The sequence below is a fragment of the Arhodomonas sp. KWT genome (assembly GCF_010993615.1).
Genome location: NZ_WNXE01000686.1, coordinates 1 through 893, shown reverse-complemented (window position 1 = coordinate 893; position 893 = coordinate 1). Strand labels below are relative to the sequence as shown.

General features: G+C 72.5%; 1 protein-coding gene and 1 pseudogene. Both read left to right on the top strand.

What is annotated here, in order from left to right; genetic code table 11:
• The coding region (gene araD1, locus G7A99_RS21735; RefSeq protein ID WP_256379732.1) for an AraD1 family protein at window positions 1-585 on the top strand (585 nt) is incomplete at its 5' end.
• Window positions 586-616: 31 nt separating this feature from the next.
• Window positions 617-893, top strand: a pseudogene (locus G7A99_RS21730) (fumarylacetoacetate hydrolase); the annotation flags it as partial.

The window sequence follows — 893 nt, the reverse complement described above, 5'->3', positions numbered from 1 at the left end:
CAGCCGGAGTGGTTCTACAAGGGCGACGGCACCATCGTCGCCGGCCCCGGCGAGGCGCTGGTATCGCCGGACTTCGCCCTGGACGGCGGCGAGGAGCCGGAGATCGCCGGCATCTACATCATCGCCGCCGATGGGACCCCCTGCCGGCTCGGGTACGTGCTCGCCAACGAGTTCTCCGACCACGTCACCGAGCGCGAGAACTACCTCTACCTGGCCCACTCCAAACTGCGCGCCTGCGCCCTCGGCGGGGAGCTGCTCCTGGGGGATCTGCCGGCAAGCGTGCGCGGCGTCTCGCGGATACGGCGTGACGGCGAGGTGCTCTGGGAGCGCCCCTTCGTCACCGGCGAGGAGCACATGTGTCACAGCATCGCAAACCTCGAGGCCCACCACTTCAAGTACGCCGCCTTCCGCCGTCCGGGGGACCTCCACGTGCACTTTCTCGGCACGGCGACGCTGAGCTTCAGCGACGGCGTGAGCACCCGCGACGGCGACGTCTTCGAGCTGGAGGCCGGGCCGTTCGCGCTGCCCCTGCGCAACCCGATGACCGTCGCGGAGGCCCCGGTCCCCGCGGTCCGGGCGCTGTGACCGGGGCCGTTCACCGGCCGGGAGGATCGACATGACGACGCTGTCCCCCCAACTCGATGCCGAGGCCGCGCTGCCCCGGGATGCGGAGCGTGCCTGCCTGGTCGGCCGTGCCTGGTCGCCGCGCCGCGGCGGGCCGTGCGTGGTCACGGTGCGGGAAGGTTACGTCTACGACATCACCAGCCCGCGGCTGCCGACGATGCGCGAGCTGCTGGAGACCCGCGATCCCGCCCGTGAGGCGGGGACCGCGCCGGGTGAGCGGCTGGCGGCGCTCACCGACGTCCTCGCCAACTCCGACGGCGAGCGCCGCG